A 20,926-nucleotide genomic window follows, 5' to 3' on the forward strand; every position below is an offset into this window, starting at 1 on the left:
CGGCGCCGACCTTGAGCGGAGTGTTCGCAGAGGTCACGCCGCTCACCTCAGCCTGCTGGAGACGAGGATGGACACCAGGTGCAGCAGGGTCTGGAGCAGCGCGATGCCGGCGAGCACGGCCGCGCCGAGCCGGGTGAAGAACAGGTCGCCCCTGATCGTGTCGGCGATCGCGAGGACCAGGATCAGCAGGGACGCCTCGATCCCGAGGATCAGCCGGTGGAACTTGAGCGCCGCGGCGGCCCTGCGGGCCAGCGCCATGCCCGACGAGCGCGGTTCGGCCGCGCTCTCCTGGACCGGCGGCAGCCCGCCCTGGTGGCGGGCCACTCCGACGAGGTCGGTCTCGGCCTTGATCAGGATCGCGCCGAGAGCGGCCAGGGTCCCGAGGAAGGCCCACAGCCAGTCGACGCGCCCGGGACCCCACAGGTCGACGGCGCGCAGCCCGAGCCCGACCAGGACGGCGGCGTCGGTGAGATAGGCCCCGACCCGGTCCAGGTAGACCCCGCCCAGCGAGAACTGCTGCTTCCAGCGGGCGATCTCGCCGTCGACGCAGTCCAGCAGCAGGTACAGCTGGACCATCAGCACACCGAGCACGGCGCCCGCGATCCCCGGCACCAGCAGGGCCGGGGCCGCGAGGACGCCGCAGACGGTCATCAGGTACGTGAGCTGGTTGGGCGTGACCCTGGTGCCCACCAGGTAGCGGTCCACCCGCAGGGACACCTCGCGCATGTAGAGGCGTCCCGCCCAGTGCTCTCCGCTGCGCCGGTCCTTCACCCCTGCCGGATGGACGACCGGTCTCAGTTCAGCTACCGATGGCCTTGACATAGTCGGCGTAGATGTCCTTGATCTGGTCGGTCTTGAGGTCGAGGTGTTCGAGGATCGTGTAGCGGCCGGGCCGGGTCTCCGGGGCGAACTCGACGACCCGGACGAACTCGTCCACCGTGAAGCCGATGTCCTTGGGCAGTACCGGCAGCCCGTGCCGGCGCAGCACCTCGGCCATGCCGGCCGATTCCTCGTGGGCTCCGCGCAGGTACATCGCGAAGGCCGCGCCGAGCCCGCACTGCTCACCGTGGCTCGCGGCCCGCTTCGAGAACAGCAGGTCGAAGCCGTGGTTGATCTCGTGGCAGGCGCCGGAGGCGGGCCGCGAGTCGCCCGAGATCGACATGGCGATCCCGGTGAGGACCAGGGCCTCGGCGAGCACCTGGAGGAAGTCGTTGTCGCCGATGTCGCCCGGGTGCCGCAGCACCGCCTCGCCCGCCTGGCGGGCCATGGCCGCGGCCAGGCCGTCGATCTTCTCGCCGGTGACGCGGTGGGACAGCTCCCAGTCCGCGATGGCGGAGATGTTGGAGACGGCGTCGCCGATGCCGGAGCGCACGAAACGTGGCGGGGCGTCGCGGATCACGTCCAGGTCGATGAGGACGGCGATCGGGTTCGGCACACCGTACGAGCCGCGGCCCGCGTCGTTGTCGAGGGTGGCGACCGGGGAGCACAGGCCGTCGTGCGAGAGGTTCGTGGGCACGGCGACCAGGGGCAGGCCGACGCGCGCCGCGGCGAACTTGGCGCAGTCGATGATCTTGCCGCCGCCCAGGCCCACCACCGCGTCGTAGCGGCCTGCCTTCATCTCGCCGGCCAGCCGGATGGCGTCGTCGAGGGTTCCGCCGCCGACCTCGTACCAGGTGGCGCCGGGCAGCGAGGGGGCGATCCGCTCGCGCAGCCGGGCGCCGGAGCCGTTGCTGACGGCGACGGCGAGCCTGCCGGAGTGCGAGACGCGCTCGTCGGCGAGCACACTCGCCAGGTCGTCGAGGGCACCGCGGCGGATTTCCACCACCACCGGCGACGGGATGAGCCGGCTCAGTACAGGCACGCGATCCCCCGGCCCTTGGCGAGGTCGTCGTGGTTGTCGATCTCGACCCACTTGACGTCGCCGATCGGCGCCACGTCGATCGTGAAGCCGCGGTTGACGAGCTCCTGGTAGCCGTCCTCGTAGTACAGCTGCGGGTCCCGCTCGAAGGTGACCTTCAGCGCGTCGGCCAGCTCGGGGGCGGCGTCGCCCTCGATGAGAGTGACGCCGATGTACTCGCCGGTCGCCTCGGCCGGGTCCATCAGCTTGGTGATCCTCCGGACGCCCTTGTCGGGGTCGACGACGACCTTCATCTCCTCGTCGGCCAGCGACTTCACCGTGTCCAGGGCAAGGATGATCTTCTTGCCGTCACCGCGGGCGGCGAGCAGGGTCTTCTCGACGGAGACCGGGTGCACGGTGTCGCCGTTGGCGAGGATCACGCCGTCCTTGAGGGCGTCACGGCCGCACCACAGGGAGTAGGCGTTGTTCCACTCCTCGGCCTTGTCGTTGTCGATCAGGGTGAGCTTCAGGCCGTACTTCCGCTCCAGGGCCGCCTTGCGCTCGTACACGGCCTCCTTGCGGTAGCCGACGATGATCGCGGCCTCCGTCAGGCCGACCTCGGCGAAGTTGCCGAGGGTGAGGTCCAGGACCGTGGGGCCGTCCTCCGCGCCGTCGGGCCCCACCGGCACCAGCGCCTTGGGCAGGGTGTCGGTGTAGGGGCGCAGGCGCCGTCCGGCGCCGGCCGCCAGCACGAGGCCGATCATGCGGGTTCTCCTTCGTCGTGTACTGCGGGCGCACCCCTCAGATGAGAGGCCACCCAGAAACGGATGCTCTCGGTGAGCACCAGCAGGGCGACGGCCACGGCGAGGACCGTGAGCGCGACCTGGAATTGCGAGGCGGTGAGCACCGCGGCCAGCACGGTGACGAGCAGCGTGCGCCCCTCCTGCCCTCCGAGGGCGCGCACCAGCCAGACCGGCGGCGCTCCGGCGTCGCCGCGGATGCGGTACACCGTGTCGTAGTGATGGTAGGCGACGGCCGCCACCAGGCCGAAAGCCGCAGGAAGGGCTCCGTTCACCTCCGCTCTGGCCGCCAGCACCAGCACGGTGCCGTATTCGGCGGCGCGGAACAGCGGGGGGACGAGCCAGTCGAGGGGGCCCTTGAGGGGCTGGGAGAGGGCCAGACCCGAGAAGACGGCGTAGAAGGTGGCGCCCACGCAAAGCAGCCAGCTGTCGCCGGAGTACAGGGCCCCGGCGAGGAACGCCACACCGGCCAGGGCGCGCAGCAGCGGGAAGTCGAGGTACCAGCGCGCGTTGGGATCGCGCAGCCTGGCGACGAGGGCCGCGATCGGTCCGTTGTCCGCGAGGTCCGCCAGCGCCTGCGCCGCCCGGTCGGTGCGCCGCGCCTTGCGCGTCACGGACCGCAGCACACGGCCCGCCGTGGTGTACGTCGCCGCGAGGGCGCAGCCGGCGAGCAGGACGTAGAACGTGATCCTGGGGGTCGTGACCGCCGTCAGGACCGCGATCATCGCCCAGCGCTCGCCGATGGGCAGAACGATCATCCGGCGTACCCAGACCGTCCAGCCGACGCTGTCCAGCTTGTCGGAGAGCGCGGCGGTGGGGCTGGTGTTGGCGGTGGCGTCGTGGTTGGCCTCGTTGAAGGAGAAGTCGACCACGTGCCGGCAGGTCTGGAGGATCATCGCGCCCAGGGCCAGGGCCCAGACGTCGTCGCCGCCGCGGGCGGCGCCCAGCGCGAGGCCGGCGTAGTAGGCGTACTCCTTCGCCCGGTCGAAGGTGGCGTCCAGCCAGGCGCCGAGGGTGGAGTACTGAAGCGAGTAGCGGGCCAGCTGGCCGTCGGCGCAGTCCAGCACGAACGAGGCGATGAGCAGCACGCCGGCGGCGACGAAACCGCCGCGGGTGCCGGTGGCGGCGCAGCTCGCGGCTATGAGCGCGGTGAGCAGGGAGGCCGTGGTGACCTGGTTGGGGGTCAGGCCGCGGCGGGCGCACCAGCGGGCGACGTAGCGCGAGTACGGGCTGATGAGGAAGGTGGTGAAGAAGCCGTCGCGGGCCTTGACGGCCGACTTCAGGCGGACGGCCTCGTCGTCGACGGCGGCCACGGCCTGCCGTGCCTCGTTGCGGGTCTGGGGGTCCTCGGGTACGGCGGCGACGAGAGTGCCGAGCACGGGGCGGTGCACCTCGGAGCCGTCGGCGTCCAGGGCTTCGGAGATCCGGTCGGCGAGGCCGGCGACGGCGACCGCGGTGTCGCCGCCGGCGGAGTTCTCGCGGGCCATCGCGCGGGTCAGCGCCTGGCGGCCGGCCGGGCGGGCGGTCACCGCGCCGGGGACGGCGGCGAGCGGGAAGCGGGGGTCGGTCAGGCCCAGACGCAGCGCGTGCAGATGGCCGACGAACCGGGCGTCGACGATGGCGACCCGCTGGTCACCGGGCACCTGGGCGAGCACCGTCTCGGCGTCGGTGCCGTCGGATGCGACCCGCACGTCGAATCCGAGGGACCGCAGATCGCCCTCGATCGACGATCCGGGGACCGGCTGACCGGTCAGGATGGCGGTCGACAACGAACTCACTCCCTGGGGGCCGACGCGCCCGCGCCGGTCATGTGCATATAGGGGCACCGCCTGCCTGTGGCACCCGGGCGGCATGTCGGCAGAGGCTATCGGATGGCCGGAAGCCCGCGTTCACCGCCCGTTCACCGGTCTGATCGACGTGGTCTGCCGCAGCCTTCGCCTCGATCATCATGGGCGATCCGGCCTCCGGGCCACAAACTCCGCACCAGATCGGGCATTCCTCACATCCGACCCCGGCATGGATGGGACGGCCACGACATGACCGATCACCAAACGGCCTCCTTCGGCGTCCGGGGCCGGCTGCCGCACCATGGCGCCCGACCCGTCCGCGCACCCTGACCTGCGGTTCGTTTACGCAGGTCAGGGCACATGACAACGGTGTTCAGTGCCGCGTTGCCCCATACCCCCCACCCGTAGTTCACTGTGATCCGGGACGCAATACGGAAAGGGCGGTCATCCCATGGGGGCCGGTCACGACCACGGGCACACGCACGGCGTAGGAGCAGGCGGCACGGCGGGCGCAGCGCACCGCGGCACGCTGCGCATCGCGCTGTCGATCACGCTCACCGTGATGGTGGTGGAGATCGTCGGCGGCATGCTCGCCGACTCGCTGGCGCTGGTCGCTGACGCCGCCCACATGGCCACCGACGCCCTCGGTCTCGGTATGGCGCTGCTGGCCATCCACTTCGCCAACCGCCCGCCGAGCCGGAACCGCACCTTCGGCTTCGCCCGCGCGGAGATCCTCGCCGCGCTCGCCAACTGCCTGCTCCTGCTCGGCGTCGGCAGCTATGTGCTCTACGAGGCGATCCAGCGGTTCCTCACCCCGACTCCCACCCATGGCGGGCTGATGATCGTGTTCGGCGGGATCGGCCTGGTGGCGAACTCGATCTCCCTCATGCTCCTGATGCGCGGCCAGAAGGAGAGCCTGAACGTGCGCGGTGCCTTCCTGGAGGTGGCCGCGGACGCGCTCGGCTCGGTGGCCGTCATGCTCTCGGCGACGGTGATCCTGCTCACCGGCTGGCAGGCCGCCGACCCCGTCGCCTCCCTCCTCATCGGCCTGCTGATCGTGCCGCGCACCTTCCGGCTGCTGCGCGAGACGCTCGACGTGCTGCTGGAGGCTGCCCCGAAGAACGTCGACATGGAGGAGGTGCGGGAGCACATCCTGGCACTGGACGGCGTGGAGGACGTGCACGACCTGCACGCCTGGACGATCACCTCGGGTCTGCCGGTGCTCTCCGCGCACGTGGTCGTCCGGTCCGACGCGCTCAGCGCCACCGGCCACGAGAAGCTGCTGCACGAGCTCCAGGGCTGCCTCGGGGACCACTTCGACGTGGAGCACTGCACCTTCCAGCTCGAGCCGAGCGGGCACGCGGAGCACGAGGCCCGGCTGTGCCACTGAGGGGACGCTCCCCGCGCTCCTGACCGCAGAGGGCGCCCGGCGCGCACGGCGCCCGTGCCGGTACACGGAGGCGCGGTGTGCGCCCGTGCCCTCTCCGCGGGGGCGCCCGGACGGTTCCGGGGCTGCCCGTCCGGGCACGATCACCTACGGTGCCCGGCCCGTGACAGTCGCGGCCCACGGCGCCTCGCGGGACATGCGGAGTGCCGGGAAGTGCCGGGAGTGCCGGTTTCGTACGGCAGACTTGGGACTCGAGGACCGAAGTGAAGGATGGGTATGCCGACCACACCTGCCACCGCGAAGCACAGCTCGTCGAACGGCGCCGCGGACGCGATCTTGCTGGAACTGGTCGACGAGGACGGCGTGACGATCGGCACCGCGGAGAAGCTCTCCGCCCACCAGCCACCGGGACGCCTGCACCGCGCCTTCTCCGTATTCCTGTTCGACAACCGCGGCCGGCTGCTGCTCCAGCAGCGGGCGCTGGGCAAGTACCACTCCCCCGGAGTGTGGTCCAACAGCTGCTGCGGCCACCCCTACCCCGGTGAGGCGCCCATGGCGGCGGCGGCCCGGCGTACGCACGAGGAGCTGGGGATCTCCCCGTCGCTGCTCGCCGAGGCGGGCACGGTCCGCTACCACCACCCGGACCCGGACTCGGGCCTGGTGGAGCAGGAGTACAACCACCTCTTCGTCGGCCTGGTGCAGTCCCCGCTGCGGCCCGACCCGGAGGAGGTCGGCGCCACGGCGTTCGTGACGCCCGCCGAGCTGGCGGAGCGGCACGCGCGGGACACCTTCTCCGTCTGGTTCCCGACCGTGCTGGACGCGGCCCGTCCCGCGATCAGGGAACTGACGGGGCCCGCCGGCTGGTGAGCCGGGCCTCAGGGGTGCTGTTCCAGCTGGTGCGCGGGTTTGAGCGGCAGGGCGGCCCAGATCACCTTGCCGCCGCTCGCGGTGTGCTCGACGTCGCAGACCCCGCCGGCCTCCCGCGCGATCTCACGGACCAGGAGCAGCCCGCGCCCGCCGGTCCGCCCGTGGTCGGTCTCCAGGGCGGTCGGGCGGTAGGGGTGGTTGTCCTCCACGGACACCCGCACCCACTCGGCGCCGACCGCGACCTCCACGGCGAGCATCGGCGACAGCAGCGCCGCGTGCCGTACGGCGTTCGTGACCAGCTCGGACACGATCAGCAGCAGCCCGTGGACCAGGTCGTCCGAGACCGGGACGCCCTGGCGCAGCAGCAGGTCCCGGACCGCGTGCCGGGCCTGCGGGACCGAGGCGTCGACGGCGGGCGCGGTGAACCGCCAGACTCCCTCGTACGGCAGCGGATCCGGGGGTACGTCATGGAGGGGTGCCCCCGCGCCGCCCTCCGGGCGTGAGCCGTACCCGCGCCCGTGGTTGTCCATCGTCCGGTCGCCACCCTCGCGCTCGATTGTCACCACACGTCGAGTGTTGGTAACGCACCGCTCTCAGCCCAAGGACTGAACACAAGTCAGCGTGTTTCAAGCGCCTTGTGACCGTTGGCGTACGAATCCGTCACGCCAGGGATCGGTCCTGTCCCGTCCCCGCCGACATCGCGAACTTTTCGGGTTGTACGGTCCACGTGCCCCCGCGCACGGACCGCCCGGCCTGATCCAAACGAGAGGCCCTCCTAGGCCGTCCGGTCGGAGACCATGCCGACGATGCGGCGGCCGCCGAAGCCGGTCGCGATCAGGCCGAGGCCGTCGAAGAGGAGGGCGAGGGAGAAGAACGCGCCGATGACGTACTGGCTGCTGCTCGGCCAGGAGGCCAGCACCATGACGCCCAGCAGCAGGTAGAAGGCGCCCAGCAGCAGCGTCCAGCCGAACTGGGGGCCGCGCACCACGACGCTGCCGACCACCCGGAACAGGCCGCCGGTCAGGAACAGCAGGGCCGCGAACATGGTGAGCGCGGCGGCGGTCGCGTGCGGATGGCCGATGACCACCACGCCCGCCGCGATGTTCAGGGCGGCCACGATGACACCGAGCCAGAAGAAGTTCGAGCCGCGCGCCTGGACCGCGTGCAGCAGCCCGACCAGCCCGCCGATCAGCAGCAGCCAGCCGAACAGCAGCATGGAGGTGAGCGTCACGGCGGCCGTGTAGACGAGCCCTACGAGTCCGGCGACCACCAGAAGCACCCCGAGTCCGGCGAGCCAGCCGAAACCGCGGCGCATCCTCGCCGTCTCGCTGCGGGGCTTGGTGAACCTGGCCATCGGCGCCTCCTCAAAGCCGCACGATCCCCCCGGTCTCCACCCTTTGTTCCGTTTGCTGCCGTGTCGTAACTGTCCCCCACCCCTTCTTGATCAAACGCTCGGCCGGGCGGATAGCATCCGGCGCATGGAGCCGCAGTTGCTGCACGACGTCACCGACGCGGTGGCCACCGTCGTGGTCCACCACCCGGCCAAGCGCAACGCGATGACCGCCGCGATGTGGCGGGCGCTGCCACCGCTCCTGGACGGCCTCGCGGCCGATCCGGACGTCCGGGCGCTGGTGCTGACGGGGTCGGGCGCGACGTTCTGCGCCGGCGCCGACATCTCCACGCTGCGCGGCTCCCCGCGGGAGGCGCAGCGCCTGGCGGGGCGGGCCGAGGAGGCGCTCGCCGCGTTCCCCAAGCCGACGCTGGCGGCGGTGCGCGGGTACTGCGTGGGCGGTGGCGCCCAGCTCGCGGCGGCCTGCGACCTGCGGTTCGCCGAGGCGGGCGCGCTGTTCGGGGTGACGCCGGCCAAGCTGGGCATCGTCTACCCCGCCTCCTCCACCCGCCGTCTGGTCTCCCTGGTGGGCCCGGCGACCGCCAAGTACCTGCTCTTCTCGGGCGAGTTGATCGACGCGGAGCGCGCGCTGCGCACCGGCCTGGTCGACGAGGTGCTGCCCGAGGGCGAACTCGCCAAGCGGATCACGGAGTTCACCAGGATCCTCACCGCGCGCTCGCAGCTGACGCAGGCCGCGGCGAAGGAGTTCGCGGACGGCCGCACGGACCGCGACGCCCACTGGGCCGAGCAGGCACACGCGAGCGACGACACCGCGGAGGGGGTCACCGCGTTCCTGGAACGCCGGACCCCCCGGTTCACCTGGAGCGTGGGGTAGGCGGCCGCCTAGGTCAGCGTGAAGCGGCTGTTGGCGCGGAACTCCTCGACGAGGTGCGCGGGCGCCTTCTCCGGGGATCCGGCGTCGTAGGGCGGCTGCGGGTCGTACTCGGTCAGCAGTTGGACGGCCTGGGCGTGTTCGTCGCCGGCGATCCGGCCGAGCAGCGTCAGGCCCATGTCGATGCCCGAGGAGACGCCGGCGGCCGTGACGTACTTGCCGTCGAAGACGACCCGCTCCCCCGTGGGCTCGGCGCCGAAGCGCCTCAGCTGGTCGAGGGCCAGCCAGTGCGAGGTGGCGCGGCGGCCGTCCAGGAGCCCGGCGGCGGCGAGCAGCAGCGAGCCGGTGCACACGGAGGTGGTCCAGGTGCTGGTGGCGTCGGCGGTGCGCAGCCAGTCCAGCAGGGTCTCGTTCTCCATCTGAGCCGACTGGCCGGGGCCGCCCGGGACGACGACGATGCCGGGGTCCGTGACCTCGTCCAGGGTCCGGTCGGCGGTGAGCGCGAGGTGCCCGGTCTCGGTGCGGACGGGTCCGGTCCGTTCGGCAACGAAGACGGTCCGCGCGCCGGGAAGCCTGCCGAGGGTCTCGTACGGGCCCACGGCGTCCAGGGCGGTGAAGCGGTCGAAGAGGACGATGGCGATCTGCACGGATTTCCCTCCGGTGGATGTCAGGTGGTGGCGGGAGCGGGGCGGAACCGCCTCCGGTACTCGGCCGGGGCGGCGCCCAGCGCCTTGACGAACGCGCGCCGCATGGCCTCCGGTGTGCCGTAGCCGCTGGCGCGGGAGATCTCCTCGACGCCGTCGGCGGTGTCCTCCAGGAGCCGGCGGGCGTGTTCGAGGCGGACCCGGTCGACGTAGCGGCCGGGGGTCGTGCCGGTCTCCGCCCGGAACGCGCGGGCGAAGTGGCGCGGCGAGAGGCGGGCACGGGCGGCGAGCGCCTCGACGGACAGGTCGTCCGCCGGATGCTCGGTGATCCACTGCTGTACGTCCCGCAGGGGCTCGCGCCGGGCCGTCTGCGCGGCGAGCTGGGCGCTGAACTGGGCCTGGTTGCCGGGCCGGCGCAGGAAGACCACCAGGTGGCGGGCGACGCTCAGCGCGACGTCGCGGCCGAGGTCCTCCTCGACGAGCGCGAGGGTCAGGTCGATGCCGCAGGTCACGCCGGCCGAGGTCGCGACGTCCCCGTCGCGCACGTAGACCGGGTCGGCGTGGACGTCGACGGCGGGGTGGTCGCGGGCGAGCTTGGCGCAGTACGCCCAGTGGGTCGTGGCCCGGCGGCCGTCCAGCAGACCCGCCTCGGCCAGCAGGATCGCACCGGTGCACACCGAGACCAGGCGCGCGGCACCCGGCCCGCGCGCGCGGACCCAGTCGACCAGCCGCGGGTCCGGCCGGCGGGTGCCCTCCCCGCCGGGCACGAGCAGCGTGTGCGGCGCGGGCGCCTCGGCGAGCGGCGAGTCCGGTACCAGGGTCAGGCCGCTGGAGCTGCGTACGGGACCGCCGTCCAGGGAGGCCGTGTGGATGCGGTACGCCCCTGGTGCGTGCCGGTCGGCACCGGCGAAGACCTCCACGGGGCCGGTGACGTCGAGGCTCTGGACGCCGTCGAAGAGAACGACGAGAACGGTTCGCTGCGCCATGCGACCGATTCTTCGCCGGCCGGAGGAGGGCCGCAATGACGGGTTTCCCACCTTTCCCGCCATGCCCGGTCCCGTCTCCGCCGGTACGGGTGCGCCTCGCCGGGTGGCGCCCTGCGGCCCGGTTGTCGGTGGGGCCTGCCACAATTGCGGCGCACACCGGAGTGGAGAAGGCGGTACGGGATCGTGACGACACCCCTCACAGCGTCCATCGAGGGCAGGATCGCCGAGGAGCTCGGCGTACGGGAGCGGCAGGTCAAGGCCGCCGTGGAGCTGCTGGACGGCGGTTCGACGGTGCCCTTCATCGCCCGCTACCGCAAGGAAGCGACCGAGATGCTCGACGACGCGCAACTGCGCACGCTCGAGGAGCGGCTGCGCTATCTGCGGGAACTGGAGGAACGGCGGACGGCGATCCTGGAGTCGGTGCGCGAGCAGGGCAAGCTCACCGAGGAACTGGAGGCGCAGATCCGCGGCGCCGAGACCAAGGCGCGGCTGGAGGACGTGTACCTGCCGTACAAGCCGAAGCGGCGGACCAAGGCGCAGATCGCCCGGGAGGCGGGCCTGGAGCCGCTGGCCGAGGGCCTGCTCGACGACCCGGGCGCGGAGCCGCTCGCGGCGGCCGCCGCCTTCGTCGACGCGGACAAGGGCGTCGCCGATCCGCAGGCGGCCCTGGACGGCGCGCGGGCGATCCTCACCGAGCGGTTCTCGGAGGACGCCGACCTGATCGGCGAGCTGCGCGAGCGCATGTGGGTGCGCGGGCGGCTGGCCGCCAAGGTGCGGGAGGGCAAGGAGGAGGCGGGCGCCAAGTTCGCCGACTACTTCGACTTCGCCGAGCCGTTCACCGAGCTGCCCTCGCACCGGATCCTGGCGATGCTGCGGGGCGAGAAGGAGGAGGTCCTGGACCTCGTCCTGGAGCCGGAGGAGCCGGTGGACGGCCCCTCGTCGTACGAGGGGATGGTGGCCCACCGGTTCGGGATCGCCGACCGCGGCCGGCCCGCCGACAAGTGGCTCCAGGACACGGTCCGCTGGGCCTGGCGCACCCGGATCCTCGTCCACCTGGGCATCGACCTGCGCCTGCGGCTGCGCACGGCCGCGGAGGACGAGGCGGTGAACGTGTTCGCGGCCAACCTGCGCGACCTGCTGCTCGCCGCGCCGGCCGGCACCCGCTCGACCCTCGGCCTGGACCCCGGGTTCCGTACGGGCGTGAAGGTCGCCGTGGTCGACGCGACCGGCAAGGTCGTCGCCACCGACGTCGTCCACCCGCACGTTCCGGCCAACAGGTGGGACGAGGCCGTCGCCAAGCTGGCCCGGCTGGCCAAGGAGCACGCGGTCGAACTGATCGCGATCGGCAACGGCACGGCGTCCCGGGAGACCGACAAGCTGGCCGCCGACGTCATCACCAGGCACCCGGAGCTGAAGCTCACCAAGGTGATGGTGTCGGAGGCGGGCGCGTCCGTGTACTCGGCGTCGGCGTACGCCTCGCGGGAACTGCCCGACATGGACGTCTCCCTGCGCGGCGCGGTCTCCATCGCCCGCCGGCTCCAGGACCCCCTGGCCGAACTGGTCAAGATCGACCCCAAGTCCATCGGTGTCGGTCAGTACCAGCACGACCTGTCCGAGGTGAAGCTGTCCCGCTCCCTGGACGCGGTGGTCGAGGACTGTGTGAACGGCGTCGGCGTGGACGTGAACACCGCGTCCGTACCGCTGCTCGCGCGCGTCTCCGGCGTCACCTCGGGTCTCGCCGAGAACATCGTGGCGCACCGGGACGCCAACGGGCCGTTCACGTCGCGGGCGCAGCTGAAGAACGTCTCGCGGCTCGGTCCGAAGGCCTACGAGCAGTGCGCGGGCTTCCTGCGGATCCGCGGCGGCGACGACCCGCTGGACGCCTCCAGCGTGCACCCCGAGTCCTACCCCGTGGTCCGCCGGATGGTGAAGACCACGGGCCAGGAGGTCGCCTCGCTCGTCGGCAACTCCGGAGTGCTGCGCTCGCTCAGGGCGGCCGACTTCGTGGACGACACGTTCGGTCTGCCGACGGTGACCGACATCCTGCGTGAGCTGGAGAAGCCGGGGCGCGACCCGCGACCCGCGTTCAGGACGGCCACCTTCAAGGAGGGCGTCGAGAAGATCTCCGACCTGGCGTCCGGGATGGTCCTGGAGGGCGTGGTGACGAACGTGGCGGCGTTCGGCGCGTTCGTCGACGTCGGCGTCCACCAGGACGGTCTGGTGCACGTCTCGGCGATGTCGAAGCAGTTCGTGAAGGATCCGCGGGACGTCGTCAAGCCCGGTGACATCGTCAAGGTGAAGGTGCTGGACGTCGACATCCCGCGCAAGCGGATCTCGCTGACGCTGCGTCTGGACGACGAGGCGGCGGCGCAGGACCGCCAGGCTCAGGGCGACGGCGGCGAGCGCCGCCGGCGCGGCGGGCGCCCGCCGCAGCAGCGCCAGGGCCGCGGTGGCGGTGGTAGCGGTGGTGGCGGCGGCTCGCGCCAGGCACCCCCGCCCGCCAACAGCGCGATGGCCGACGCCCTGCGCCGCGCGGGCCTCCTCGACCCGAAAAACGCCCGCCGCTGACCCACCCGCCCCCGGACTCGCACCACCACCGGTGGGCGGGCCCGGGGGCGGGCCTGCCGAACCGGCCGGTGACGGTCGGCGGTTGACGACCGCTACGGGTGGACCGCCGACCGGACGTTACGGGCCCGCCGATGACCGGCCGGTCACGGCAGGTCACGGACGGGCCGGTGGCTGCGGGCAGTCGACCGGCCGGCGGCTGCCGGTAGTTGGCCGGGCCGGGCCGGGTGGGCCCGTTGGCGCCTAGCAGCGCCGGACCGTCGACGGGGCGGCAGTGGCCAGCCCGTTGGCCCGGCTCGTGGCGGCGGGGCGGTGCGGCCGGTGCCGGCGGGGGCGTTATCGCGGCGGGTGCTGGCCCGGGGGGAGTTCGGTGTGGGGGCGTGGGGTCGCGCCCGGGGGCGGCGGGCCTGGCTGGAAGGCGGCGTTGGGCCGCCCTGTTCGCATCACGTCCTCGAGTTGCCTGTGTATGGCCGTGGCCGCGTCCCGTACGCGTGCGGGCACGTCGCCTCGCTCGGCTACGAGCTGGTGATAAATGGGGGCGTCTTGGAACATGGGTGACCATGCCTTCCGATCTGCGGTTTCGTTCCGGTGGGCAACGGTGACCGAGTGTAAGACCCCGCGTCGGAGCGTTCACCGCGGGTCCGGCCAGGGCGGCACAAGGCCTAGCGTTCCGTCACTTTGCCCGCGGTGACCTCCAGTCGGCGGGTGACGCGTACGGCGTCGAGCATGCGGCGGTCGTGGGTGACCAGCAGCAGGGTGCCCTGGTAGGAGTCCAGGGCCGATTCCAGTTGCTCGATGGCCGGCAGGTCCAGGTGGTTGGTGGGCTCGTCCAGGACCAGGAGGTTGACGCCCCTGCCCTGGAGGAGGGCGAGCGCGGCCCGGGTGCGCTCGCCCGGGGAGAGCGTCGCGGCGGGACGCGTCACATGGTCCGACTTCAGGCCGAACTTGGCGAGCAGCGTGCGCGCCTCCACCGGTTCGGTGTCCGGCACCGCCGCGCAGAAGGCGTCCAGCAGGGCCTCGGGGCCGTGGAAGAGGCGGCGGGCCTGGTCGACCTCGCCGACCAGCACACCGGAGCCCAGGGCCGCGTGCCCGGCGTCCACCGGGATCCGCCCCAGCAGTGCGCCCAGCAGCGTCGACTTGCCCGCGCCGTTGGCGCCCGTGACCGCCACCCGGTCCGCCCAGTCGATCTGGAGGGACACCGGGCCGAGTACGAAGCCGCCGCGGCGCACCTCCGCGTCCCGGAGCGTGGTGACGACCGCGCCCGACCTCGGGGCCGACGCGATCTCCATGCGCAGCTCCCACTCCTTGCGCGGCTCCTCGACGACCTCCAGGCGCTCGATCATGCGCTGGGTCTGGCGGGCCTTCGCGGCCTGCTTCTCACTGGCCTCACTGCGGAACTTGCGGCCGATCTTGTCGTTGTCAGCGCCCGCCTTGCGCCGGGCGTTCTTCACGCCCTTGTCCATCCAGGAGCGCTGCGTCTGGGCGCGGTCCTGGAGGGCGGCCCGCTTGTCGGCGTACTCCTCGTAGTCCTCGCGGGCGTGCCGACGGGCCACCTCCCGCTCCTCCAGATAGGCCGCGTAGCCGCCGCCGTAGAGGTTGATCCGCCGCTGGGCGAGGTCGAGTTCGAGGACCTTGGTGACGGTGCGGGTGAGGAACTCGCGGTCGTGGCTGACGACGACGGTCCCGGCGCGCAGCCCGGTCACGAACCGCTCCAGGCGTTCCAGGCCGGCCAGGTCGAGGTCGTTGGTCGGCTCGTCGAGCAGGAAGACGTCGTAGCGGGACAGCAGCAGCGAGGCCAGTCCCGCGCGGGCCGCCTGGCCGCCCGAGAGGGACGTCATGGGCTGGTCGAGGCCGACGGCCAGGCCGAGCGAGTCGGCGACCTCCTCGGCGCGTTCGTCGAGGTCGGCGCCGCCGAGGCCGAGCCACCGCTCCAGGCTGGTCGCGTACGCGTCGTCCGCGCCCGGCGCTCCCTCGACGAGGGCCTGCGTGGCCTCGTCCATGGCCCGCTGGGCCCCGGCCACCCCGGTGCGCCGGGCCAGGAACTCCCGTACGGTCTCCCCGGGCCTCCGCTCCGGCTCCTGGGGAAGGTGCCCGACGCTCGCCGCCGGCGGGGACAGGGTGACCTCGCCCTGTTCCGGGGTGCTCAGCCCGGCGAGCATCCTGAGCAGCGTGGACTTGCCCGCGCCGTTGGCGCCGACCAGCCCGATCACGTCCCCGGGCGCGACGACGAGGTCCAGTCCGGCGAACAGCGCGCGGTCGCCGTGCCCGGCGGTGAGGTTCTTGGCAACGAGGGTGGCAGTCATCAGAGGACCGATCCTAATGGCCGTGCCCCGGCGCGCTCAGTGCGCCACCTCCGCAACCAGCACGCCCCCCCCCGTTACCGTTTTCGTGGCTCCGCAATGGGGCCTCCGGCCTTCGGGTCCGGCATGACTTCCCCCTCCTGTTGTCGATGATCCGGGGGGTGGTGTCACCGGATCCGGAGGCATCGACGGACCGCTGATGAGGGGCTTGAGCACCGGCTTCACGCGAGCCGGATGAGCTCTCCGTAACGTGGATGTGGCAGCTCGGTGCCCTGGCAGGCCGGACGAAAGCGTGATGGAGGGGCTTGCACGTGATCGACACCGGCGACATCGACATCTTCCTCGGCCTGGACGTCGGAAAGGGCGAACATCACGCCACCGCCGTCACCCCGGCCGGAACGAAAGCGTTCGACAAGCGGCTGCCCAACACCGAGCCCAAGCTCCGCGAGCTGTTCGCCAAACTCCAGGCCAAGCACGGAACCGTACTGGTCGTGGTCGACCAGCCGGCCTCGATCGGCGCCCTGCCGCTGGCGGTTGCGAGGAATATGGGCTGCCCGGTCGCTTATCTACCCGGGCTGACGATGCGGCGGATCGCCGACCTCTACCCCGGCGAGGCCAAGACCGACGCGAAGGACGCGTTCATCATCGCGGATGCCGCCCGCGCGATGCCCCACACGCTGCGGGCGATCGACGGCGAGGACGAGACGATCGCCGAGCTGGAGATGATCGTCGGGTTCGACGACGACCTGGCCGGCGAGGCCACCCGGGTCGCCAACCGGCTTCACGGCCTGCTCACCCAGATCCATCCCTCGCTGGAACGGGTGCTGGGGCCGCGCCTGCAGCACCCAGCCGTCCTGACCCTGCTGGAGCGGTTCGGGTCTCCAGCCCAGATCCGCAAGGCAGGGCGGCGGCGCCTGGTCACGCTGCTGCGGCCGAAGGCACCGAGAATGGCCGAGCGGCTGATCGAGGACATCTTCACCGCCCTCGACGAGCAGACCGTGACGGTCCCGGGCACCAACGCTGCTGCACTGATCGTCCCGAGCCTCGCCGCGTCACTGACGGCCGTCCTTGACCAGCGGAAACTGCTGGCCGGGCGGATCGAGGAACTCCTGGGGGCCCACCCTCTTTCGAAAGTCCTGACGTCGATGCCAGGAGTCGGCGTCAGGACCGGAGCCAGGATCCTGATCGAGGTCGGCGACGGCAGCACGTTTCCGACCGCTGGCCACCTTGCCGCCTACGCAGGTCTCGCCCCGGCGACCCGCAGCTCAGGTTCCTCGATCCGCGGCGAACAGCCCTCCCGACGAGGAAACAAGCAGCTCAAACGGGCCTTCTTCCTCTCCGCGTTCGCCGCCCTGGGCGACCCAGCCTCGCGGGTCTACTACGACAAGAAGATCGCCCAGGGCAAGCACCACACCCAAGCCCTGCTCTGCCTCGCCAGACGCCGGGCCGACGTCCTCTTCGCGATGCTCCGTGACGGCACCTTCTACGAACCCCAACCCGCCGCGGCCAGGTGAGGGTTCAGACCACCGATCAGTTAGTCCTCCGGCCGAAGCCGCCGACGAGCGGCCTCGAGCCGCTGGTCATAGTCAGGCGCGAACAGCTCGGGAAGCGCTTTGTCCAGCGTTCCGGCTATCCGATGCATCGGTGCCCAGACCGCCGGATCGTCGACAACGCGACTGAGGTCTGTCATCTGCAGCTTCTCCAGCCAGTGCGACAGCACCAGTGCCTCGTCGCTCGTGAGCTTGATCGTCACCTGGCTATCACCCATGCACACCCCCACGACTCGGCCTCCGCACCCGACCACACGAACTTACTGGCCCGGACCTTGACCAAACACATAGGGGCACCCCCCCGCCGTCCGCGCCACCACGAAGGACCTGCCCTTCACCTCCCCGGCGTCCAGCGCGAGCCGGTGCCGGCCCGGCTCCAGGACGCCGTCGAAGACCTCCTGGGTGTGGCTGCGATGGAACCGGTCGAGGCCGTGGACGGTGAGCCGGACCCGGCAGGCGGAGGTGACCTCGACGTCCACCGCGCCGTCGGCGGCGGCCAGCCGGGTGAGCCGGCGCCGCTCCACGGGACCGCGGTCCAGGGCCTGTTCGACCTGGGCGACCAGGAGCGGCACGATCGGGACCGGCCCGTCGACGTGGGCCCACTCGGCCCCCGCGCGCTCGAAGGCGCCCCGGACGGCGGCGCGTTCGGCCGGGCCCACCGCCGGGCCGAAGACGACGGCACCGTACTGGAGCAGTTCGCCGGCGTGGACGTGGAGCGCGTCGCGGGTGATGTCGGCGCCGATGCCGATGGCGCGCAGGGCGGCGGCGAGTCTGGCGAGGACGGCGACCCGGGCCCCGACGAGCAGCACCCGGCGGCGGGGCGCGGGGCCACCGCCGTCCAGCAGCGCGCCCAGTGCCGCGCGGTACTCGGCGCCGGCGAAACGGAACGGGCCGATGCCGTGGTAGCCGTCCCGTTCCAGGTCGGCGTGTTCGTCCGTCTGCCAGGCGAAGTCCCGCCAGACGTAGTCCGCGTCGTCCGCGCCGGTCCTCTCGATGACGGCGGTGACCGCGCCGCAGGCCAGGTCCTCGCACTCGGGGCAGCCGTAGATGAGGTACCAGCCGCCCGGCAGCGGCGCCTCGCTGTCCAGCAGCAGGCCGCGCACCTGGGCGGCGAGGATGGCGGGCGGGATGTCGGAGGCGAGCGGGGAGACCGCGTCCAGGTCGGCGGTGGACCAGCAGGGGCCGTCCGTCCACGACGAAGTCCACGAAGTCCCGGTGGAGCTGGTGACCGCCGTCGGCGAGGATCTCCCCGGGACGCGTCGCCGGGGCCAGGCCGAAGGTCGTGTACTCGGCAGGCATGCCGTGAGTATTCCCGGCCCAGGGGCGAGGTGAGCACGGAGTGCGCCTTCCGCTACCGTGCGCCGCGTGGACAGTGGGCCGGGTATCGAGGTGGTGGTGGTCGGCGGCGGCGTCATCGGACTGACGACGGCCGTCGTGCTGGCCGAGCGCGGCCGGCGGGTACGGGTGTGGACACGTGAGCCGGCCGAGCGGACGACGTCGGCGGTCGCCGGGGCGCTGTGGTGGCCGTACCGGATCGAGCCGGAGTCGCTCGTCGGGGAGTGGTCGCTCGAATCCCTGGCGGTGTACGAGGAGTTGGCCGGGCGTTCCAACGAGACGGGCGTACGCCTGGTCGAGGGCGTGCACGGCGGGACGCGGCTCGACTCGCTGGGGCCGTGGGCGGCGCGGGTGCCCGGCCTGCGCCCGGCGCACGCCGGGGAGTGGGCGGCGGGCACGGCGCTGCGGGCGCGGCTTCCGCTGATCGACATGCCGGCTCATCTGGCGTGGCTGCGGGAGCGGTTGACCGGGGCGGGCGGCATCGTGGAGGAACGGGAAGTGACGGATCTGGCGGCGGTCGGCGCCCCGGTCGTCGTGAACTGCACCGGCCTCGGTGCCCGTGCGCTCGTCCCCGATCCCGCGATGCGTCCCGTGCGCGGTCAGCTCGTCGTCGTGGAGAACCCGGGGATCACGACGTGGCTGACGTCCGTCGACCTCGCCTCGGATTCCCCCACCTACGTCTTCCCGCAGCCGGGCCGGCTCCTCCTCGGCGGCACGGCCGAGGAGGACGACTGGTCGCTGACGCCCGATCCGGCGGTGGCCGAGCGGATCGTCGAGCGGTGTGCGGCCCTCCGGCCGGAGATCGCCGGGGCGCGGGTGCTGGAGCACCGGGTCGGGCTGCGGCCGACCCGGCACGCGGTACGGCTGGAGCGCGAGGAACTGCCGGACGGGCGGGTGCTGGTGCACAACTACGGGCACGGCGGGGCCGGGGTCACCGTGGCCTGGGGCTGTGCGCGCCGGGCGGCCGCGCTGGCGTACCCGGCCGCCTGAGCGGGTTGGGGCGGGAAAGGCCCCTGAGCATGTTTCACCCATGACGGCCGAATGGCGATCGTGTGACGGGGGTGGGCATGGACACGCCCGCGACCGCCGGGACTCAATAGGCTCCGAACGAACCTCGTGCCCCTATGACTTGGAGCTGACGTGCACCGCAGAATGATCGCGCCGGGCGCACTGGCGGCGGCCACCCTGCTGCTGGCGATCCCGGCATCGGCCGCGAGCCACTCCCCCGGCGCACCGGGCATCGGCGACCCCTACTACCCGTACTACGGCAACGGCGGATACGACGTCTCCCACTACGACCTCAGGCTGAAGTACCAGCCGGCCACGGACGAGCTGGAGGGCACGGCGACGATCGAGGCGCGGACCACACAGGACCTGTCCAGCTTCGACCTGGACTTCCTGCTGGACATCAGCGAGGTGCGGGTCAACGGCGCGACGGCCGCCTTCGCCGCCTCCGGTCAGCACGAACTGGTGGTCACCCCGAAGAAGCCGCTGGCCAGGAACACGCCGATCACTGTGGTGGTCCGCTACAGCGGGGTGCCGTCCACGAAGAGCGCGTACGGCTTCACCACCTGGCATCGCACCCCGGACGGCGGGATCGCGGCGGACGAGCCGGAGGCGGCCTGGTGGTGGTTCCCGAGCAACGACCACCCGAGTGACAAGGCCACCTACGACGTGTCGGTGGCCGTGCCGGACGGCACGCAGGCGATCTCCAACGGCACCCTCCAGTCGACCGCCTCGCAGCTCGGCTGGACCCGGTACAACTGGCGCCAGAACAAGCCGCAGGCCACGTATCTGGCCACGCTCGCGATCGGGAAGTTCGACATCACGACGGGCACGTCGGAGGGCGGCGTCCCCGTCCTCAACGCCTACAGCAGGGACCTCGGCGACAACACGGGGGCGGCGCGCGCGAGCGTCGAGCGCACCGGGGAGATCGTCGACTGGCTGAGCGGCTATTTCGGGCCGTATCCGTTCAGCTCGGCCGGCGGCTATGTGCCGAACACGACGACCGGGTACGCGCTGGAGACCCAGACCCGGGTGTACTACAGCCCGAGGCAGTTCGCCAACGGCTCGAACACGTCCGTCGTCGTGCACGAGCTGGCCCACCAGTGGTACGGCGACAGCGTGTCGCTCAAGGGCTGGAAGGACATCTGGATCAACGAGGGCTTCGCGCGCTACGCCCAGTGGCTGTGGTCCGAGCACGAGGGCGAGGGCACCGCGCAGGAGCTGGCGGACTGGGTCTACGCCTCGCACCCCGCCGACGACCCCTTCTGGACGGTCGCGCCGGGCGACCCGGGTCCGGACGACCAGTTCGACATCGCGGTCTACGACCGGGGCGCGCTCGCCGTCCAGGCGCTGCGCAACGAGATCGGCGACAAGGCGTTCTTCGCCCTCCTGAAGGGCTGGCCGAAGAAGCACGCGTACGGCAACGCCTCCGTGGCCGACTTCCAGGAGTACGCCGAGAAGATCTCCGGCAAGCCGCTCGCGGCCCTCTTCGACACGTGGCTGTTCCAGCCGTCCAAGCCGGCCGCCCCGGCCGCGCGCGCGGCGTCCCTGGCGACGACGCCGGCGGCTCCCGGGCAGCCGAGGTCGTGGAAGAAGATCGAGGCGACGAACGACGTGCACACGAGGTGACTCATGGCCGGG

At 72.1% G+C, this 20,926-nt stretch carries 17 protein-coding genes and 1 pseudogene; 7 read left to right on the forward strand and 11 right to left on the reverse strand.

Annotated features, from left to right (window positions below; genetic code table 11):
• Positions 1-42: 42 nt before the first annotated feature.
• Genes TNCT6_RS03020 through TNCT6_RS03035 form a run of 4 tightly spaced genes read right to left on the reverse strand, consistent with a single transcriptional unit; the run spans position 43 to position 4,406 of the window.
• Positions 43-822, reverse strand: coding sequence for a CDP-alcohol phosphatidyltransferase family protein (locus TNCT6_RS03020; protein ID WP_141356285.1), 780 nt, complete (start codon positions 820-822; stop codon positions 43-45).
• Positions 800-1,861 carry an iron-containing alcohol dehydrogenase family protein gene (locus TNCT6_RS03025; RefSeq protein ID WP_141356287.1) on the reverse strand — a complete coding sequence of 354 codons (1,062 nt, stop codon included), beginning with the start codon at positions 1,859-1,861 and terminating at the stop codon, positions 800-802. Before TNCT6_RS03025 ends, TNCT6_RS03020 begins: the two co-directional genes overlap by 23 nt.
• Positions 1,849-2,601 (reverse strand): sugar phosphate nucleotidyltransferase, encoded by a 753-nt coding sequence (locus TNCT6_RS03030; RefSeq protein WP_141356289.1) that lies wholly within the window; start codon positions 2,599-2,601, stop codon positions 1,849-1,851. The genes TNCT6_RS03025 and TNCT6_RS03030 overlap by 13 nt, the downstream gene beginning before the upstream one ends.
• Entirely contained in the window at positions 2,598-4,406 is a 1,809-nt protein-coding gene (locus tag TNCT6_RS03035) for a DUF5941 domain-containing protein (RefSeq protein WP_141356291.1), read from the reverse strand. The genes TNCT6_RS03030 and TNCT6_RS03035 overlap by 4 nt, the downstream gene beginning before the upstream one ends.
• A 469-nt stretch (positions 4,407-4,875) precedes the next feature.
• On the opposite strand from TNCT6_RS03035, the gene TNCT6_RS03040 reads away from it, so the two are divergent.
• Positions 4,876-5,814 (forward strand): cation diffusion facilitator family transporter, encoded by a 939-nt coding sequence (locus TNCT6_RS03040; protein WP_141356293.1) that lies wholly within the window; start codon positions 4,876-4,878, stop codon positions 5,812-5,814.
• 273 nt (positions 5,815-6,087) lie between these two features.
• Positions 6,088-6,678, forward strand: a complete 591-nt coding sequence (idi, locus tag TNCT6_RS03045; protein ID WP_141356295.1) for an isopentenyl-diphosphate Delta-isomerase — start codon at positions 6,088-6,090, stop codon at positions 6,676-6,678.
• An 8-nt stretch (positions 6,679-6,686) separates the two neighbouring features.
• Here the strand turns inward: idi and TNCT6_RS03050 are convergent, their stop codons facing one another.
• Both TNCT6_RS03050 and TNCT6_RS03055 read right to left on the reverse strand, forming a co-directional pair.
• The gene (locus tag TNCT6_RS03050) at positions 6,687-7,208 is read right to left on the reverse strand and encodes an ATP-binding protein (RefSeq protein WP_141366010.1); all 522 of its coding nucleotides are present in this window, start codon (positions 7,206-7,208) and stop codon (positions 6,687-6,689) included.
• Between the two features lie 245 nt (positions 7,209-7,453).
• Positions 7,454-8,032 (reverse strand): HdeD family acid-resistance protein, encoded by a 579-nt coding sequence (locus tag TNCT6_RS03055; RefSeq protein WP_141356297.1) that lies wholly within the window; start codon positions 8,030-8,032, stop codon positions 7,454-7,456.
• 124 nt (positions 8,033-8,156) lie between these two features.
• On the opposite strand from TNCT6_RS03055, the gene TNCT6_RS03060 reads away from it, so the two are divergent.
• Positions 8,157-8,903 (forward strand): enoyl-CoA hydratase/isomerase family protein, encoded by a 747-nt coding sequence (locus TNCT6_RS03060; RefSeq protein ID WP_141356300.1) that lies wholly within the window; start codon positions 8,157-8,159, stop codon positions 8,901-8,903.
• 8 nt (positions 8,904-8,911) lie between these two features.
• Here TNCT6_RS03060 and TNCT6_RS03065 read toward each other — a convergent pair whose 3' ends face one another.
• Positions 8,912-9,547, reverse strand: coding sequence for a DJ-1/PfpI family protein (locus TNCT6_RS03065; RefSeq protein ID WP_141356301.1), 636 nt, complete (start codon positions 9,545-9,547; stop codon positions 8,912-8,914).
• A gap of 20 nt (positions 9,548-9,567) precedes the next feature.
• A complete protein-coding gene (locus TNCT6_RS03070) occupies positions 9,568-10,530 on the reverse strand; it encodes a GlxA family transcriptional regulator (protein ID WP_141356303.1) in 963 nt (320 codons plus the stop codon).
• Positions 10,531-10,713: 183 nt separating this feature from the next.
• On the opposite strand from TNCT6_RS03070, the gene TNCT6_RS03075 reads away from it, so the two are divergent.
• Positions 10,714-13,098: a Tex family protein gene (locus TNCT6_RS03075; protein ID WP_141356305.1), complete on the forward strand. Its 2,385-nt coding sequence runs from the start codon at positions 10,714-10,716 to the stop codon at positions 13,096-13,098.
• Positions 13,099-13,757: 659 nt separating this feature from the next.
• Here the strand turns inward: TNCT6_RS03075 and TNCT6_RS03085 are convergent.
• The gene (locus TNCT6_RS03085; RefSeq protein ID WP_141356309.1) at positions 13,758-15,398 is read right to left on the reverse strand and encodes an ABC-F family ATP-binding cassette domain-containing protein; all 1,641 of its coding nucleotides are present in this window, start codon (positions 15,396-15,398) and stop codon (positions 13,758-13,760) included.
• Positions 15,399-15,706: 308 nt separating this feature from the next.
• Here TNCT6_RS03085 and TNCT6_RS03090 point away from each other — a divergent pair, with 308 nt between their 5' ends.
• Positions 15,707-16,909 carry an IS110 family transposase gene (locus tag TNCT6_RS03090; protein ID WP_141356311.1) on the forward strand — a complete coding sequence of 401 codons (1,203 nt, stop codon included), beginning with the start codon at positions 15,707-15,709 and terminating at the stop codon, positions 16,907-16,909.
• Between the two features lie 20 nt (positions 16,910-16,929).
• Here TNCT6_RS03090 and TNCT6_RS03095 read toward each other — a convergent pair whose 3' ends face one another.
• Together TNCT6_RS03095 and TNCT6_RS03100 are read right to left on the reverse strand one after the other, a co-directional pair.
• On the reverse strand, positions 16,930-17,163 hold the full coding sequence (locus TNCT6_RS03095) for a hypothetical protein (protein WP_141356313.1): 234 nt from the start codon (positions 17,161-17,163) through the stop codon (positions 16,930-16,932).
• Between the two features lie 42 nt (positions 17,164-17,205).
• Positions 17,206-18,244 (reverse strand): annotated as a pseudogene (locus tag TNCT6_RS03100) (oxidoreductase).
• Between the two features lie 90 nt (positions 18,245-18,334).
• On the opposite strand from TNCT6_RS03100, the gene TNCT6_RS03105 reads away from it, so the two are divergent.
• Both TNCT6_RS03105 and TNCT6_RS03110 read left to right on the forward strand, forming a co-directional pair.
• Complete coding sequence (locus TNCT6_RS03105) at positions 18,335-19,270, forward strand: FAD-dependent oxidoreductase (RefSeq protein ID WP_141366013.1); 936 nt, start codon at positions 18,335-18,337, stop codon at positions 19,268-19,270.
• 150 nt (positions 19,271-19,420) lie between these two features.
• Positions 19,421-20,914, forward strand: coding sequence for a M1 family metallopeptidase (locus TNCT6_RS03110; RefSeq protein WP_141356321.1), 1,494 nt, complete (start codon positions 19,421-19,423; stop codon positions 20,912-20,914).
• Positions 20,915-20,926: the final 12 nt, after the last annotated feature.

This window comes from Streptomyces sp. 6-11-2 (assembly GCF_006540305.1).
Classification (GTDB): domain Bacteria; phylum Actinomycetota; class Actinomycetes; order Streptomycetales; family Streptomycetaceae; genus Streptomyces.